Annotated in this window: 11 protein-coding genes, 1 tRNA gene and 1 riboswitch; of the genes, 7 read left to right on the forward strand and 5 right to left on the reverse strand. The window is 61.0% G+C overall.

The window, feature by feature from the left end; translation table 11 throughout:
- Window positions 1-57: 57 nt before the first annotated feature.
- Window positions 58-3,447, forward strand: a complete 3,390-nt coding sequence (amt, locus tag BVH74_RS04340) for an ammonium transporter (RefSeq protein WP_080048882.1) — start codon at window positions 58-60, stop codon at window positions 3,445-3,447.
- Between the two features lie 31 nt (window positions 3,448-3,478).
- Here the strand turns inward: amt and BVH74_RS04345 are convergent, their stop codons facing one another.
- Window positions 3,479-4,843, reverse strand: coding sequence for an 8-oxoguanine deaminase (locus tag BVH74_RS04345; RefSeq protein ID WP_080048883.1), 1,365 nt, complete (start codon window positions 4,841-4,843; stop codon window positions 3,479-3,481).
- A gap of 164 nt (window positions 4,844-5,007) precedes the next feature.
- A tRNA-Arg gene (locus BVH74_RS04350) sits at window positions 5,008-5,084 on the reverse strand.
- A 190-nt stretch (window positions 5,085-5,274) separates the two neighbouring features.
- On the opposite strand from BVH74_RS04350, the gene BVH74_RS04355 reads away from it, so the two are divergent.
- Window positions 5,275-5,700: a c-type cytochrome gene (locus BVH74_RS04355; protein WP_095626080.1), complete on the forward strand. Its 426-nt coding sequence runs from the start codon at window positions 5,275-5,277 to the stop codon at window positions 5,698-5,700.
- A gap of 51 nt (window positions 5,701-5,751) precedes the next feature.
- Here BVH74_RS04355 and rep read toward each other — a convergent pair whose 3' ends face one another.
- A complete protein-coding gene (gene rep / locus BVH74_RS04360) occupies window positions 5,752-7,758 on the reverse strand; it encodes a DNA helicase Rep (RefSeq protein WP_080048885.1) in 2,007 nt (668 codons plus the stop codon).
- 184 nt (window positions 7,759-7,942) lie between these two features.
- On the opposite strand from rep, the gene BVH74_RS04365 reads away from it, so the two are divergent.
- Window positions 7,943-9,610: a putative bifunctional diguanylate cyclase/phosphodiesterase gene (locus BVH74_RS04365; RefSeq protein ID WP_080048886.1), complete on the forward strand. Its 1,668-nt coding sequence runs from the start codon at window positions 7,943-7,945 to the stop codon at window positions 9,608-9,610.
- 104 nt (window positions 9,611-9,714) lie between these two features.
- Here the strand turns inward: BVH74_RS04365 and BVH74_RS04370 are convergent, their stop codons facing one another.
- Both BVH74_RS04370 and BVH74_RS04375 read right to left on the reverse strand, forming a co-directional pair.
- Window positions 9,715-11,223 (reverse strand): YifB family Mg chelatase-like AAA ATPase, encoded by a 1,509-nt coding sequence (locus BVH74_RS04370; protein WP_080048887.1) that lies wholly within the window; start codon window positions 11,221-11,223, stop codon window positions 9,715-9,717.
- Window positions 11,224-11,252: 29 nt separating this feature from the next.
- On the reverse strand, window positions 11,253-11,510 hold the full coding sequence (locus BVH74_RS04375) for an accessory factor UbiK family protein (RefSeq protein WP_080048888.1): 258 nt from the start codon (window positions 11,508-11,510) through the stop codon (window positions 11,253-11,255).
- 512 nt (window positions 11,511-12,022) lie between these two features.
- Between BVH74_RS04375 and glnK the strand changes: the two genes are divergently transcribed.
- From glnK to BVH74_RS04395, 4 genes are all read left to right on the forward strand, one after another.
- A complete protein-coding gene (gene glnK / locus BVH74_RS04380) occupies window positions 12,023-12,361 on the forward strand; it encodes a P-II family nitrogen regulator (RefSeq protein WP_080048889.1) in 339 nt (112 codons plus the stop codon).
- A gap of 48 nt (window positions 12,362-12,409) precedes the next feature.
- A complete protein-coding gene (gene amtB, locus BVH74_RS04385) occupies window positions 12,410-13,657 on the forward strand; it encodes an ammonium transporter AmtB (protein ID WP_080048890.1) in 1,248 nt (415 codons plus the stop codon).
- Between the two features lie 68 nt (window positions 13,658-13,725).
- On the forward strand, window positions 13,726-14,145 hold the full coding sequence (locus tag BVH74_RS04390) for a secondary thiamine-phosphate synthase enzyme YjbQ (RefSeq protein ID WP_080048891.1): 420 nt from the start codon (window positions 13,726-13,728) through the stop codon (window positions 14,143-14,145).
- Between the two features lie 204 nt (window positions 14,146-14,349).
- A riboswitch (guanidine-I (ykkC/yxkD leader) is annotated at window positions 14,350-14,456 on the forward strand.
- Window positions 14,457-14,511: 55 nt separating this feature from the next.
- Entirely contained in the window at window positions 14,512-15,519 is a 1,008-nt protein-coding gene (locus BVH74_RS04395) for an ABC transporter substrate-binding protein (protein WP_231705566.1), read from the forward strand.
- The last annotated feature ends 30 nt before the right edge of the window (window positions 15,520-15,549 follow it).

Here is a 15,549-nt window from a genome sequence, read left to right on the forward strand (position 1 = left end):
TTGGAGCGCCTGCACTGAAGCAAGCGCCATCAAAGTGCCATAATCGCAGGATTGCTCATGCCAGTCGCCATGATCGATGTGCTCTGGGTCGTGCTTTGCGCCGGCCTGGTGTTCAACATGCAGTTGGGGTTTCTGTGTCTGGAGTCGGGCCTGACCCGCAGCAAGAACGCCATCAATGTCGCGGTCAAGAACATGGCCGACCTCAGCGTCGCGGTCCTGGTCTACTGGATATACGGCTTCAGCCTGATGTTCGGCGCCAGCCAGGGCGGCTGGTTTGGTGATGGCTTCGTCCTGCTGTCGTTCGAAGACACCTGGCAGGCGGCCTTCTTCCTGTTCCAGGCCATGTTTTGCACCACCGCCGCGACCATCGTCTCCGGCGCCGCAGCCGAGCGCATGCGCTTTAGCGGCTACCTGCTGGTAACGCTGGTGGCCGCCGGACTGATCTATCCCTTTTACGGCCACTGGGCCTGGGCTGGCGAGTTCAGTCAGGGCGAAGGCTGGCTGGCCGCCAGCGGCTTTGTCGACTTCGCCGGAGCCACCGTGGTCCACGGTATTGGCGGCTGGGTGGCGCTGGCGGTGATTCTGGTGCTGGGTCCACGCCAGGGCCGCTTCGACCAACCCCGTCAGGGCCGCAGCCTGCCCGGCTCGAACCTGCCAATGGCCATGCTCGGCGCCCTGCTGTTGCTGTTTGGCTGGTTTGGCTTCAACGGCGGCAGCACCCTGAGTTTCGACGGCCGGGTGCCGGGGATCATCGCCAACACAGTGCTGGCGGCAGTGGCCGGAATCTTCGGCGGCATGCTGATGTCCTTGCTGCGCTGGCGACTGATCGATCCGGTATACCCGCTCAACGGCCTGATCGCCGGCATGGTGGCTATCACCGCCAGCGCCCATGCGGTGAGCGCGGCAACCGCCGTACTGATTGGCCTGATTGGTAGTCTGGTGATGTATCTGGCTGACCGGCTGCTGCAACGCTGGCGCATCGACGATGCGGTCGGCGCGGTTCCAGTGCATCTGGCCAGTGGCATCTGGGGCACGCTGGCGGTAGCGCTGCTGGCCGACCTTGAGCGGCTGGGTACCGGGCTGAATCGCTGGCAACAGTTCGGTGTCCAGCTCGAAGGGGTACTGGTCGCCGCGCTCTGGGCCTTCGGCCTGACCTGGCTGCTGTTGCGTCTGATCAACCGGCTGCTACCGCTGCGGGTTGACGCCAGCGCCGAAGCCGTGGGCCTTAACGTCTCCGAACATGGTGCCCGGACCGAACTGGTGGAGCTGCTCGAGGCCATGGCCACCCATCAGCGTGACGGCCACTTCAGCCACGAGGTCCCAGTCGAGCCCTTTACCGAGGTCGGTCAGATCGCCAGCCAGTACAACAAGGTAATCCGCGCCCTGCGCGAGGCGGTGGGCAAGACCCAGGCGATCGTCCGCGATATCCGCGACGGCATTGTCACCTGCAGCGCCGATGGCATTCTGGCCAGTTGCAACCCCGGCGCCGAGCGACTATTCGGCTTGCCGGCCGAACGGCTGATCGGCCGGCCGCTCGACCAGTTGGTAGCAGAGCGCGACTGGCGTGGTCTGGAAATGCCTGAGCAGGGTGATGAACTGAAGCAGGAGGTGTTGCTGTGCCGCCAGGAACATGAGCAATTCATCGCCGAACTGACCGTCAGTCGCGGCTCGCTGGAGGCCGATCTGTTCACCTGCACTATCCGTGATATCACCGAACGCCGGCGGATCGAGCAGCAACTGTTCCACGAAAAGATGCTGGCCCAGGTGACCCTGGCCTCAATCGGTGACGGCGTGATCAGTACCGGCCCGGACGGGCGGATCCGCTATCTCAACCCGGTCGCCGAGCAATTGACCGGCTGGCCCGAGGCCACCGCCACCGGCCAGAATCTGGAAGAGGTCTACCGGCTTTACGACGAGCTCAGCGGTGAGCGCTTGAGCAATCCGGTAACCACGCTGCTGCGACGCCTTAGTAACCCGCCACAACGCCCCGAAGGCAGCGCAGCCTTGCTGCGCCGGGCCGACGGCAGTGAGGTGCCCGTACAGGATGCAGTTGCGCCGATCCGCGACGCCGAAGGCCGGATCATCGGCGCGGTGCTGACCTTCCGCGATGTCACCGTGACCCGTCGGCTGGCCCGCGAACTGTCCTACCAGGCCGCCCACGACCAGCTTACCGGGCTGGCCAATCGCGCCGAGTTCGAGCGCCGGCTGGCCATGGTCCTGCACCAACCCGGCAAAGAGCGCGGCGAACAGGTGTTGTGCTACATGGACCTGGACCAGTTCAAGGTGGTCAATGACACCTGTGGCCATGCCGCCGGTGACGAACTGCTGCGGCAACTGGCCAAACTGTTCCAGAGCCGGATCCGCGCCAGCGATGTGCTGGCCCGACTGGGCGGCGATGAGTTCGGCCTGCTGCTGCTCGGCTGCCCGCTGGAAGAAGCGTTGCCGGTGGCCGACAGCATTCGTGCGCTGGTCGAAGACTTCCGCTTCAGTTGGGAAGGCAAGAGCTTCGCCATCGGCGTCAGCATCGGCCTGGTGCAGCTCGATGCCGAGGCCGACTCGCTGGGCAGCCTGCTCAGTGCCGCCGACAGCGCCTGCTATGCCGCCAAGGACGCCGGGCGTAACCGCATCCACATTTATCAGGCCGATGACCAGCAACTGCTTGAACGGCGCGGCGAAATGCTCTGGGTCAACCGGATTCGGCAGGCGCTGGACAATGATCAACTGCGCCTGTTCGTCCAGCCGATCATCGCACTGCAACATGCCAGTCGCGGTCCCAGCTATGAAGTACTGGTGCGCATGCTCGGCGAAGACGGACGCATCATCCCGCCGGGTGCCTTCATGCCCGCAGCCGAACGTTACGACCTGGCAGTGGCTATCGACCGCTGGGTGATCAGCAACTTCCTGGCCTGGGTCGGCGACTACTGTCGGCACCATCCTGAACAACCGGGCAATTACTCGATCAACCTGTCGGCGGCCTCGATCAGCGAGGAAAGCTTCCTCGACTTCGTACTCGGCGCCCTGGAGCGCCACCGGGTACCAACTGCCTGTATCTGTTTCGAGATCACCGAAACCAGCGCCATCGCCAACCTCAGCCGGGCCCTGATCTTCATGCAGCGGCTCAAGGCCATCGGCTGCGAGTTCGCCCTGGATGACTTTGGCTCGGGACTGTCCTCGTTCGCCTACCTCAAGACCCTGCCTGTGGATTACCTGAAGATCGACGGGGTGTTCGTCCGCGATATCGCCAGCGACCCGATTGCCCGTGCCATGGTCGCCTCGATCAACACCATCGGCCATGAAATGGGACTGCGCACGGTCGCCGAGTTCGTCGAAAACCAGAACATCCTCGAACACCTGCATGAACTGGGCGTCGACTACGCCCAGGGCTATCACCTCGGTCCACCGCAACCACTGGGCGAGCTGAGTGGGGTGCGGATGATGCCGCGTTGAGCTGGGCGCAGCAGTAACCGGGCGATTAGCGTCAAGTCCCGAGCAGTTTTGTCGCCAGCTGGTTGTGCTGTTCGACCAACAGCGGCAGCTCGGCACTCAGCAACTGCCCGTCGGCAATCACCTGCCGGCCATTGATGATGCTGTGGCAAACCCGGGGCGGGGTGCAGAACACCAGCGCTGCCAACGGATCGACCTGAGCTCCAGCCAGGCTGATGTCATCGCAACGGAAGCTGATGATGTCGGCACAGTAGCCGGCCTGAATCCGCCCCAGCGCCGCCGCCCGGCCCAGCACCTCGGCACCACCCCGGGTGGCCAGCTCCAGCGCTTCACGGGCACTCATGGCCGCCGGGTTTTCATCCCGCACCCGAGCACTGAGCATGGCCTGACGCGCCTCATTGAGCAGATGGTTGCTGTCATTCGAAGCACTGCCATCCACGCCCAGCCCAACCTTGACGCCAGCGTCACGCATCTTGCGCACCGGTGCCAGCCCCGAGGCCAGGCGCATGTTCGAACACGGACAGTGGGCAACCCCGGTGCCGGTCCGGGCAAACAGGGCGATGCCCGGGTCGTCGAGCTTGACGCAGTGCGCATGCCAGGCATTCTCGCCCAGCCAGTCGACCTCCTCGACATACTGTGCCGGGGTCATGCCATAGACACTTTGGCAGAACTCAACATCCTTCCAGTTCTCGGCGGTGTGGGTGTGCATCCCGACTCCGTAGGCCCGCGCCAGCCGACCAGTTTCGAGCATCAGCTCACGGGTTACGGTAAATGGAGAGGACGGCGCCACTGCCACCCGCACCATGGCGTCGAAGGCTGGGTCGTTGTAACGCTCGATGACCCGCTGCATATCATCAAGAATCGCCTGCTCATCGGCCTCGACCAGCACATCCGGCGGTAAGCCGCCACGACTCTGGCCCAGGCTGATGGCCCCGCGGCCGGCATGAAAGCGAATTCCCAGCTCACTGGCGGCCTGAATGCTGTCCTCCAGCTGAATGCCATTGACGTACAGATAAGCCTGGTCCATCGCCGTGGTACAGCCACTGAGCATCAGTTCGGCAACAGCCGTGCGGGTGGCGGTTCTGGCCATCTCCGGGGTCAACCGGGCCCAGACCGGAAACAGCGCGCTGAGCCAGTCGAACAGCTCGGCATCCTGAGCCGCCGGCAGTACCCGGGTCAGCGACTGAAACATGTGGTGATGAGTATTGATCAGCCCAGGCAGAACGACCTGGCCACTCAGATCGATAACCCGGTCGGCGCTAGTTGGCAGCTCATTGGCCGGCCCCACCGCCTCAATCAGGCTGCCACGAATCAGAATCGAGGCGTCAGTCAGTTCCCGGCGCTGATCATCCATGGTGGCAATCAGGCGGGCATTCTTGAGCAGTAGGGTCGATGACATGTGTGCTCCTGTCAGTAACGGCCAACGGCTTAACTTTGGCTTGAACCCAAGGTAGCAGGACGCATCGCTTTTAGGGAAACTGGGCAGCGCATCAGGCAAGTCATCTTCAGCATTGAGGGTAGCTGAACGCCTGATGCTTTCGGAAACTGATACGGGAAGGAAAGTGGCGCACCCGACAGGATTCGAACCTGTGACCCCTGCCTTCGGAGGGCAGTACTCTATCCAGCTGAGCTACGGGTGCGTTTCAGGGCCGCAATAATACGCATTGAATCGCTCGGCGTCCATGCCCTGTTGTCATGCGACGGCGTGACGCGTCGGGGTTATTGCCGGGCCCAGCTATTTTGCCGCTTGCAGGTTTACCGGTATACTCGCGCACAATGTCCGGGTTCTGCTGCCGGCTGATACTTATAGCTATGATGAGGATGTTCAAGGTGACGACTGTGAAAAAACTTCTGGCCGCCTCTGCGGCCATGCTTGCCCTGATGGCCGGTAGTGCCTTTGCGACTGCGGTTGAAGACGCCATTGCCGAGCGGATCAAGCCGTTTGGTTCGGTATGTCTGGCTGGCGATCCCTGTGCTGAAGAAACCGGCGCTGTAGCAGCCGCCTCTCCAGCCGGCGGGGCGCGTTCGGGCGAAGCGGTTTACAAGCAGTTCTGCACCGCCTGTCACAGCACTGGTCTGCTGGGCGCCCCCGTTACCGGTGATACCCCGGCCTGGCAGGCCCGCCATGGCGGCAACCTGGATGAGCTGCTGGCCACCGCGATCAGCGGGATCAACGCCATGCCGCCGAAAGGCACCTGCGCCGACTGCTCCGATGACGAGCTGATGGACGCCATCAAGCACATGTCCGGCCTGTAAGCCGAACGCTTGAAGCAAAAAGCCGCCCAGCCAGGGCGGCTTTTTTGTGCCCTAGCGCCCGATCAAGCTGCGGATATTGGCCAACGCTTCCTTGCCGCGGGCCTGCTTCTGCTCCACCGGCACATCCTCGGTGCCCTCCCATTCCAGATCCTCGGCTGGCAGTTCATCGAGAAAACGGCTGGGCAGACAATCGATAACCTCACCGAACTGGCGTCGGCGAGCGGCGAAGGTGAAAGCCAGGGTCTTGCGTGCACGGGTGATGCCGACGTAGGTCAGCCGGCGCTCTTCCTCGACGCTGTCAGCTTCGATGCTGGAGCGGTGCGGGAGGATCTCTTCCTCCATGCCCATGATGTAGACATGCGGATACTCCAAGCCCTTGGAGGCATGCAGGGTCATCAACTGCACCCGGTCAACGTCCTCTTCCTCTTCGTGGCGCTCGAGCATGTCGCGCAATACCAGCTTGGCGATGGCATCCTCGATATCGGTTTCACCGCTCTCGTCACGCTCGATGGTGGTCTTGAGTGCATCAAGCAGGAACCAGACGTTGCCCATACGCTTGGCGGCGATCTCGTCGCTGGAGCAGTTCTGGCGAATCCAGTTCTCGTAGTCCAGATCCAGGATCATGTCGCGCAGCACCGCAATCGGCTCCTCCCGGGCACAACGTTGACGGATGCCGTCGAGCCAGCGCTGAAAGCGCTGCAGACGCTCCAGATAGCGCGACTCCAGATGCTCGCCCAGTCCCACCTCGGCACAGGCCTGAAACAGGCTGACGCCACGATCGGTAGCGTAGTTGCCGAGCTTTTCCAGGGTTGCCGGGCCGATCTCCCGGCGCGGCACGTTGATGACCCGCAGCAGTGCGTTGTCGTCGTCCGGGTTGACCAGCAGGCGGAAGTAGGCCATCAGGTCCTTGACCTCCTGGCGGCTGAAGAAGCTGGTGCCGCCGGACAAGTGGTAGGGGATCTGGTGGTGCTGCAGCTTGAGTTCGATCAGCCGTGCCTGGTGATTGCCGCGATAGAGAATGGCGAAATCCTTCCAGGCGCGCTTGTGCTGCATGTGCATCATCTGGATGTCGGTAGCTACTCGCTCGGCTTCAGCTTCCTCGTTGCGGCAACGGATCACCCGGATCGGCTCGCCATAACCCAGCTCGCTCCAGAGCTGCTTGTCGAAGACGTGCGGGTTGTTGGCAATCAGGGTGTTGGCAGCCCGCAGGATGCGGCTGGTGGAACGGTAGTTCTGCTCCAGCATCACCACCTTGAGCGCCGGAAAGTCTTCCTTGAGCAACGCCAGATTTTCTGGCCGGGCACCACGCCAGGCATAGATCGACTGGTCGTCATCGCCCACCACGGTAAAGCGCGCCTGATTGCCGACCAGCATCTTCACCAGCAGGTACTGGCTGGCGTTGGTGTCCTGGTATTCGTCGACCAGCATGTAGCGGATACGAAATTGCCACTTTTCCAACACATCCGGGTGATTGCGAAACAACATCACAGGGATCAGGATCAGGTCATCGAAGTCGACCGCGTTGTAGGCCTTGAGTGTGCGCTGATAGTGCATGTAAACGCTGGCGGCGGTCTGCTCCTGCGGAGTCCGGGCCTTGGCCAATGCCTCCTCGGGCAGAATCAGGTCGTTCTTCCAGTTGGAGATCTGCGCCTGGATGCCGTCAATACCGTCGTCGGCACCGTAGTCGCGATGCATCAGGTCGGTGATCAGCGCGGTGGCATCCTGCTGGTCGAAGATTGAGAAGCCCGGCTTGTAGCCCAGGCGCTGATGCTCCTTGCGGATGATGTTCAGGCCCAGGTTATGGAAGGTCGAGACGGTCAGGCCACGGGCATCACCGCCCTTGAGCAGCAGGCTAACGCGCTCTTTCATTTCGCGCGCGGCCTTGTTGGTGAAGGTCACGGCGACAATGTACTGGGCCTTGATCCCGCATTCGCGCACCAGGTAGGCGATCTTGCGGGTGATCACGCTGGTCTTGCCGCTGCCGGCCCCGGCCAGTACCAACAGTGGGCCACTGATGTAATGAACGGCTTCCTGTTGACGGGGGTTGAGATTCGACACGCGTATTGATCTCCGGCTGGTGGCCGGCAATTCTACCAGCAGAAACTGTGATCGACAGCGTGATAGCGAAAAGCTAGTCTTGGTACTTGGCGGTTTTTTGGATATAACCTACTTTATAAATAAACCGTATGTACCTAATTTATAAAGATCCTTGGGGGATCTGACTTTGACTGCTGACAGTCCGATGCTTCGCATCGTGTTACTCGACAATGACCATGGCGCCCATGCGCCTCTGAGTCACCGTTTGTCTGCTGTCAAAGCCAGCCCTTATCTGTTGATTCGTGCCGACAACTGGGATCACGCCCAGGCCATGATCGCCAGCGGCCCGGTGCAGGCGATTCTGGCGCGCAGCGATTTTCTGAATGTGCCCCGCGAATGCAGCGTGCCGATCATCCACCTGGCCGATGAGCCGGAATTTCACCCGTTGCCGCCTGGCATAACCGACAGTGTCTGGGATCAGTCCAGCGCCAGCGAACTGATCCGCTGCTTCAACTACGCCATTGAGCGGCATGCGCTGCGCACCGCGCTCGATCACGCCGCCAGCTACGACCCACTGACCGGCATCTGCAACCGGCAGATGCTGCATGACCGGCTCAAGCAAGGCATGCGCCGGGCGCTGCGCAGCAATCAGCCGCTGGCCGTGCTGTTCATCGATCTGGACAACTTCCGCCACGTCAACGACACCCTCGGCCACGGGGCTGGCGACGCGATCATCTGCGAGGTGGTCGAGCGCCTGCGCCGAGTGCTGCGCAATACCGACACTATCGGCCGGATGGGCAGCGACGAATTTGGCGTGATCATCGAGGACTACGGCAGTCCTAGCAATTTGCTGCACATCGCCCAGAAGGTCACCAACGAACTGGCCGAACCGTTCTTTGTTGACAGCGAAAGCCTGTTACTCGGCTGCAGCGTCGGCATTGCCACCTACCCTGAAGGCGGGCAAACGGTCGACAGCCTGTTGCTGCACGCCAATATGGCCATGCAGCAGGCCAAGGGCCAACGTGGCTGCAACTTCCACTTTTATGATGACCGTATCAACCTGCAGGCCAACAGCCTGATTGAGTTCGAAGCCTCCCTGCGCCAGGCACTGCGGCGCAATGAACTGGAGCTGCACTATCAACCACGGGTCGATCTCAAAAGCGGCAATATCGTCGGACTCGAAGGACTGATTCGCTGGCGTCATCCTGAGCGCGGCCTGCTCGGCCCCAACCAGTTCATTCCGCTGGCCGAGGAAACCGGACTGATCGTGCCTATGGGCTACTGGGTGATCGCCCGTGCCTGTCATGACCTCAATCAGCTCAAACGCCGGCGCATGCCGCCGGTACATGTCGCCGTCAACATGTCGTTCCGCCAGTTCCAGGACAGCCAGTTGCTGGCCACGGTCAAGCGCCTGCTGGACAAGACTGGCATCGACCCGCACAGCCTAGAGTTCGAACTGACCGAAACCGCGGTCATGCAGAACCCCGAGCAGGTTCAGGTCACCATGCGCGGGCTGACTGGCCTGGGTGTACGCTTCTCGCTGGATGACTTTGGCACCGGCTTTTCCTCGTTCGTGCACCTGCACAACCTGCCGATCAACCTGCTCAAGCTCGACCGCAGCTTCGTCAAGGGTATTGCCGAGCGCGAGTCGGACCGGCAACTGGTCGGTGCGATGATCGAGCTGGGTCGCAGCCTGAATCTGGAGGTGGTTGCCGAAGGGGTGGAGCAGCGCCAGCAATTGGAAGTGTTGCGCGGCATGGGCTGTGATCAGGTGCAGGGCTACTTCATCAGCCCGGCGCTGGCTTTCGAGGAGTTGTGCTACTTCCTGGATGCCTACAGCATGGGCCGCGAAGAGGCATTAGGCTCGGTCTGAAACCGCAAGGCGCCACCGACCGATGTCGCGTGACCGGTGACGCCCTGCATTCACTACTATAGTGCAACCCTTTGCCCGCACCAGCCCCATCACCCCGGTTGATATCAGGCCATTGGCCGCCGATCCAGTTGCCGATACTGCAGAGCTTCGGCCAGGTGCGCACGCTCAATCGAGCTGACCCCATCCAGATCGGCCAGGGTGCGAGCCACCTTGAGCGCCCGGTGACTGGCCCGACGTGACAGGCCCAGGCGAGTGATCGCCAGCTCCAGCCACTGCTGGTCGGCCTCGCTCAGCCGGCAGTGCTCACGCAGTGCCGCCAGATCCAGATGGGCATTCAGACAATTCTGACGCTGTTGCTGACAGGACCGGGCCTGCGCCACCCACTGCGCGGCCTCCGCACTGCTGGGCTTGCCGACCTGCTCATGTCCCAGACTGAAGGTTTCATTGAGCATACCCAAATGCAGATCGATACGATCAAGTAGCGGGCCGGAAAGCTTGCCACGGTAACGCTCGATCTGCTCGGGACTACAGCGACAGCGCCCGGAGGGATCGCCCTGATAGCCACAGGGGCAAGGGTTCATGGCCGCGATCAGTTGAAAGCGGGCCGGAAAGCTCAACTGCTCGCGAGCCCGGGCGATATGAATACAGCCCGACTCCAAAGGCTCACGCAGCATTTCCAGTACCTTGCGGTCAAACTCGGGCAACTCGTCGAGAAACAGCACGCCCTGGTGGGCCTGACTGATCTCGCCGGGTCGAGGCTGGCTACCACCCCCAACCAACGCGGCGGCCGATGCACCATGATGGGGCGCGCGAAAGGGCCGCTGCGGCCAGCAGCTCAGGTCGGCCTGCCCGCAAACCGACTGGATCGCCGCCACTTCCAGCGCTTCCGCCTCACTCAAGGCCGGCAGTATGCCCGGCAAACGGCTGGCCAGCAGGGTCTTGCCGGTGCCCGGCGGGCCAAACAGCAACAGGTTATGCCCGCCCGCCGCCGCCACGATCAAGGCCCGCTTGGCCTGAGCCTGGCCCTGCACATCGGCCAGATCGGCCGATACCGGTCGTGACTGCGGGCGCGACTCGACGTTGACCCCTGGTAATTCGCGCTCACCGCGCAGATGCTCGCACAACTCCAGCAGATGCTCGGCCGCGACTATCCGTACGCCGCGTACCAGCGCAGCCTCGGCGGCATTAGCACGCGGCAGCAGCAAGGTGCGATTCAGCGCCCGGCAGGCCAGCGCAGCCGGCAGCACCCCCTGAACCGGGCGCAACTCACCGGACAGCGCCAGCTCCCCTAAGCACTCGCATTCGTTCAGACAATCGCCGGGAATCTGCCCGCTGGCCGCCAGCAGCCCCAGGGCAATGGCCAGATCAAAACGCCCACCTTCCTTGGGCAGATCCGCCGGTGCCAGGTTGATGGTGATGCGCTTGAGGCTGGGGAACTCCAACTGGGCGTTCTGCAAGGCACTGCGGACCCGGTCCTTGCTTTCGCGCACGGCGGTTTCCGGCATGCCGACCAGGGTCAGGCTCGGCATGCCGTTGGCCAGGTGAACTTCGATGGTGACAGCCGGGGCCTGAATGCCGATCTTGGCTCGGCTATGAACTATGGCCAGGGACATGATCGCTCCTTGATCAGTCCACCTGCAGGTCAGGTGGTCGGTGGGGGGGTACGCTGCTCCAGGGCCTCGACCCGTTTTTCCAGGGCCTCCAGCCGTTCACGGGTACGCATCAGCACCGCCTGCTGGGTTTCAAACTCATCACGGCTGACCACATCCAGCTTGGCCAGGGCGCTTTGCAGCAAGGCTTTGAGGTGTTTCTCCAGCTCCGGCGGCGGCAATCCGCGCTCACTCATCAGCAACCGGGTGGCCTGGCTGCTGACCGCGTCAATCAACACTTTGTGCAACATGCTCTGCAACTCAATCGGCAATGGAATCGACCAGCCAAGGCTGGCGGCAAGTTGCCCAGTGTAGCACCCCCAGGCTGGCGGCGTCCCCAACCCTGGCGTGCCCCATGTGTGCACACAGCGGGCACTGAAGTTGTGAGCTATGCTCGATTTTGGTGCAAAGGCGTGCGCAATTGGCCTGACCAAAACCATCAAAACATTTCTATTTGACTGAAAAATAAGGAAAAACGAAAACTGGCAGGGTTCCTGCTTAGCACATCGCAGCTGCCAAGGAAGGGATAACCCAAACGGGGCACCCACCTGAAGCCAGCCTGACTTTGCGAGGAGCCATCATCTAAGGAGCACAAGACGATGCGGCAGTTACACCCGGTTCGCGGGGCCATGACAAAACCTGGTTTTGTCGGCAGACCGGCCAACTGCATCAGCCTCGGAGCATTGTCCGTTTCTAAAAGCCTCTAACTCGGCATAGACTTGCCCTGTCCCCCCAGGGCAGTCCATCAAACGGGAGTATTGAAATGAAACTAGTAACGGCTGTTATCAAGCCTTTCAAACTGGACGACGTGCGTGAAGCACTGTCCGAGATCGGCGTTCAGGGTATCACCGTGACCGAGGTCAAGGGTTTTGGCCGACAGAAAGGTCACACCGAACTCTACCGTGGCGCGGAATACGTGGTTGATTTTCTGCCCAAGGTGAAGATCGATGTGGCTATCGGCGACGACATGCTCGACCGGGTGATTGAAGCCATCACCAAGGCTGCCAACACCGGCAAGATCGGCGACGGCAAGATCTTCGTGGTCAATCTGGAACAGGCCATCCGTATCCGTACCGGAGAAACCGGTACCGACGCCATCTGAGCCAAGGTTTACCGATTGAAATAAAAAAGCCTATATGGGGGGCTTACAATGGAAGATATCGTGCAACTCCAGTATGCACTGGACACGTTCTACTTTTTGATCTGCGGCGTCCTTGTTATGTGGATGGCAGCAGGTTTCGCCATGCTCGAGGCCGGTCTGGTCCGCACCAAGAGCACCACTGAAATTCTGGCCAAGAACATCGCCCTGTTCGCCATCGCCTCGGTGATGTACCTGCTGGTCGGTTACTACATCATGTATTCCTCGGAAAGCTCGATCCTGCCGAGTCTGGGCTTCTTGATCGGCGGCGAAAACGCCCTCGACGAAGTGCTGGCTGGTGGTGACGAAGCACCGTACTACTCCAACCGCGCTGACTTCTTCTTCCAGATCGTGTTCGCCGGTGCCTGTATGTCGATCGTCTCCGGTGCCGTGGCCGAGCGTATGAAACTGTGGGCCTTCCTGGCTTTCGCCGTGGTCATGACCGGTTTCATCTACCCGATCCAGGGCGCCTGGAGCTGGGGTGAAGGCTGGCTGGACGAAATCGGCTACTCCGACTATGCCGGCTCCGGTATCGTTCACATGGCCGGCGCCACCGCCGCTCTGGCCGGTGTGATCCTGCTCGGCGCACGTAAAGGCAAATACGGTCCGAACGGCCAGGTCAATGCCATCCCCGGCTGTAACCTGCCGCTGTCGACCCTGGGTATCTTCATCCTGTGGATGGGCTGGTTCGGCTTCAACGGCGGTTCCGAGCTGAAAATTTCCGACGTCGAGTCCGCCAACAACGTCGCCCAGGTTCTGGTCAACACCAACATGGCTGCTGCCGGTGGCCTGATCGCAGCGATGATCGTGTCACGCATCCTGTTCGGCAAGACCGACCTGACCATGACCCTCAACGGCGCCCTGGCCGGCCTGGTGGCCATCACCGCCGACCCGCTGTCGCCGAGCGCCTTCGCTGCCGTCCTGATCGGTGCCGTAGGTGGGGTGATCGTGGTGTTCAGCGTCCTGGGTCTGGACAAGCTGAAACTGGACGACCCGGCTGGTGCCATCTCGGCCCACGGCTCGGCTGGTATCTGGGGTGTTCTGGCCGTACCGCTGACCAATGCTGATGCCAGCTTCGGCGCACAGCTGATCGGGGTCATCGCCATCTTCGCCTTCGTCTTCATTGCCAGCCTGATCGTTTGGAGTATCCTCAAGGCGGTCATGGGCATTCGCGTCAGCGAAGAAGAAGAGTATGAAGGGGTGGATATCGCCGAGTGCGGTATGGAAGCCTACCCGGAGTTCACCAGCGCCAAGAAGTAAACTCCGCAGTACCCTTCGCTGTATCACAGGGCGCCTACGGGCGCCCTGTTTCATTAGGGAGACTGAGTATGTGGCTACAACGCACCATTGAGCTGCGAGCCCGACCCCGGGGCTTTCACCTTATCGACGCCGAAATCCTGGCCGCGCTGCCGGAGCTCAAGCTGCTCAACACCGGCCTGCTGCACCTGTGGCTACAGCACACCTCGGCCTCACTGAGCATCAACGAAAACGCCGATCCACTGGTACGCGACGACCTGGAAGCCATTTTGCGCCACCTGGTTCCGGACAGTACGCCCTTCTTCAAGCACACCTATGAAGGCCCCGACGACATGACTGCCCATGTCAAAAGCAGCCTGCTGGGTGTGCAATTGAGCATTCCGGTCAGCAATGGACAATTGACCATGGGCACCTGGCAGGGTGTTTATCTGGGTGAACATCGTCAACAGGCCGGCAGCCGGCGACTGCTGGCTACGCTGCAAGGTGAGTGAATAAGTGCATCGCATTGCTGCTCCCCAGGCGCTGTTTTAGGGCATAAGCCCATCTTTCAACATCAGCCAAAATCCGGAAGATAAGCAACCAATTGACTTTAAAGACATTTTTATAAAGCAATAATTGGCACCAAGCATGCATAGACCTTTAGTGAAACGGGATGAGTCGCTGCTGACTCATGACGCATCACACACTGGAGTGGTATCTAGGCGAACTAGGGTTCCGATCCGCATCAGCGGATGACTGGTCCGAGAGTTTTCCGGCTTCCATGGATAAGGAGGCTACACGGCGGGACAAAAGCCCGGGAGACCGTCATGACGACGCAGTCACCCGTACTTTTTTCTCACTGTGTAGGAGTGATTACCATGACCGCACCCATGCTTGGATCTCTGCGCAAGACACTGGCCGGCATCACCCTGGCTGCCACAACCACCCTGATGCCTCTGGCTGCTCAGGCCATCGAAACCCTGAAAATTGGCACTGTGGTCTGGGCTGGCTATGGGCCTTTCTATGTCGCTGACAAACTCGACCTATACAAAGACCTGGGGCTCAAGGTCGAACTGCAATTCTTCAACGATCCCGCACTGATTCCTTCGGCAATGGCTGGCCGAGCCCTGGACGGGGGCATGCTGACCTATGATCAGGTCGTGGGCTCGGTCGCCAAGGGTCTCAAACACCGTGTCGTCATGCCCATCGACTTCTCCAATGGTGGCGATGCCATCGTAGCCGACAAATCGATCACCTCGATTGCCGACTTCAAAGGCAAGACGATTGGCTACAACCCACTGTCACCCTCCGACTTTCTGCTGGCCTACGCACTGCAAACCCATGACTTGAGCGAGGCCGATATTCGCCCAATCAATATGACCCCTGAAGGTATTCCCTCTGCTATGGCATCCGGCAGCCTGCCAGTTGGCGTGACCTATGAGCCCAACGTATCGCAGATTCTCAACATGGGCTCAGGTGAACGCTTTCATGTGATCTATTCCTCCAAGGACGCTCCAGGTCTGATCACCGATGTGCTGGTTTTCGACGAGCGGGTGATCAATCAACGCGGCAAGGCCATTAGCGCCATGATCCAGGGCTACCAGGCTGGCCTCGACTACATGCAGGCCAATCCCGAAGAGTCAGCAGCCATCATCGGTGAGGTGCTGGGTGTCAGTGCCGCCGAAGCCATTGAACAGATGGAAGGAGTCTACAACATCCCTCTGACCGAGATGGCCGCAAACTTTGAGCCGTCCGACTCAACCCTGTCGTTCTACGGGAGCGGCGCTGTGATTGCCGAACTGCTGCTGAATAACCGGCAGATCCCAGCTATTCCCGACTTTTCCGCCACCTACGACGCCAGTTTCGTCAAGGCACTGACCGAGTAACACTCGCCCGGGCGGCCGTGGTCGCCCAGG

It is taken from the genome of Halopseudomonas phragmitis (genome assembly GCF_002056295.1).
Taxonomy (GTDB): Bacteria; Pseudomonadota; Gammaproteobacteria; order Pseudomonadales; family Pseudomonadaceae; genus Halopseudomonas; species Halopseudomonas phragmitis.

What these genes read in the sequence shown, in the direction of transcription:
- BVH74_RS04390 (WP_080048891.1), top strand. Translation starts at nt 13,726, where the DNA reads ATGTGGCTACAACGCACCATTGAGCTGCGAGCCCGACCCCGGGGCTTT.
- amtB (WP_080048890.1), top strand. Translation starts at nt 12,410, where the DNA reads ATGGAAGATATCGTGCAACTCCAGTATGCACTGGACACGTTCTACTTT.
- BVH74_RS04345 (WP_080048883.1), bottom strand. Translation starts at nt 4,843, where the DNA reads ATGTCATCGACCCTACTGCTCAAGAATGCCCGCCTGATTGCCACCATG.
- glnK (WP_080048889.1), top strand. Translation starts at nt 12,023, where the DNA reads ATGAAACTAGTAACGGCTGTTATCAAGCCTTTCAAACTGGACGACGTG.
- amt (WP_080048882.1), top strand. Translation starts at nt 58, where the DNA reads ATGCCAGTCGCCATGATCGATGTGCTCTGGGTCGTGCTTTGCGCCGGC.
- BVH74_RS04365 (WP_080048886.1), top strand. Translation starts at nt 7,943, where the DNA reads ATGCTTCGCATCGTGTTACTCGACAATGACCATGGCGCCCATGCGCCT.
- BVH74_RS04370 (WP_080048887.1), bottom strand. Translation starts at nt 11,223, where the DNA reads ATGTCCCTGGCCATAGTTCATAGCCGAGCCAAGATCGGCATTCAGGCC.
- BVH74_RS04375 (WP_080048888.1), bottom strand. Translation starts at nt 11,510, where the DNA reads ATGTTGCACAAAGTGTTGATTGACGCGGTCAGCAGCCAGGCCACCCGG.
- BVH74_RS04395 (WP_231705566.1), top strand. Translation starts at nt 14,512, where the DNA reads ATGACCGCACCCATGCTTGGATCTCTGCGCAAGACACTGGCCGGCATC.